This is a genomic window from Motilimonas thetidivivens (assembly GCF_046452435.1).
GTDB lineage: Bacteria > Pseudomonadota > Gammaproteobacteria > Enterobacterales > CBDFNC01 > Motilimonas.
This window is the reverse complement of sequence record NZ_JBKFDK010000060.1, coordinates 1-908: the sequence shown is the minus strand read 5'-3', so window position 1 is coordinate 908 and position 908 is coordinate 1. Positions and strand designations below refer to the sequence as shown.

The following is a 908-nucleotide window of genomic DNA, read 5'->3' as shown; positions in this document are numbered from 1 at the left end:
GTGACACTTTTGTCTGCCGCTGCAGCAGGCGTTAGCTTACCGGTGGTAATATGAGTTCAAATGACTACATCAAGAATATTCGCAGTAAAATAGGTAACTCCACTTTAATGATTCCGAGTGTTGCCGCTGTCATTTTCAACGATAATAATGAAATTATGCTTCAAGAAAAAAGTAATGAGCCTTGGAGCCTTCCTGCTGGTATGATCGATCCTGGTGAATCCCCTAGAGAGGCAATTATAAGGGAAGTTCGAGAAGAAACGGGCTTAATGGTAAAACCAACTAAAGTTTTAGGTGTTTTTGGTGGCAAAGAGTTTTCTTATACATACCCTAATGGCCATCAAGTTGAATACACCATTATATTGATGTTATGTGAGAAAGTTAGTGAAGAAACAAGTAGCGAGCCTCTCGACAGTGAAACTGTTTCTCTAAAATATTTTTCTAAAGAATCAATGCCACAACTCGCACTTCCTTACCCTCTTGAAGTACTATTTAATGAAGTATCCGATTCACTTATCAAATAAAGCTAACAAGGCATTTAAACGGAACAAAAACAGTGGGTTACGTTTCGCTTCGCTACACTTTTTAACACACTATTTTTGTCCGCTTAATGCGGCGCTGACGGATCCCCTCATAATTTAAGCATCGCTGTTTGATGGATCTCTCGTATATATTCGCAGATTGCCCACTGTATATCCGCGCTACTTCTTCGGTGATCCCTCCGCCTTAGCACCTCTTTTGCAAGCCGTGTTATCGACAAAACGTGACGTGTTTTGATGGTGTTGGCTTGAAACTGATATTGCCACTTTTGCTGCCTCGCAATGAGCCCAATGCACCAAAGCACAACCTCTGCCAACAGGCTGATGAGTAGCAAAATATCCAATCGTTTCGTGCTGCGACTCCGGCAATGA

Annotated in this window: 1 protein-coding gene; it reads left to right on the top strand. The window is 41.7% G+C overall.

Going from position 1 to position 908, the window contains the following annotated elements:
• The first annotated feature begins 50 nt into the window (after window positions 1-50).
• Complete coding sequence (locus tag ACK8OT_RS19225; RefSeq protein ID WP_410198124.1) at window positions 51-521, top strand: NUDIX domain-containing protein; 471 nt, start codon at window positions 51-53, stop codon at window positions 519-521.
• Window positions 522-908 lie beyond the last annotated feature (387 nt).

Bases quoted from the DNA above. Each gene is read 5' to 3' on its own strand.
- ACK8OT_RS19225 (WP_410198124.1), top strand. From the start codon at position 51: ATGAGTTCAAATGACTACATCAAGAATATTCGCAGTAAAATAGGTAAC.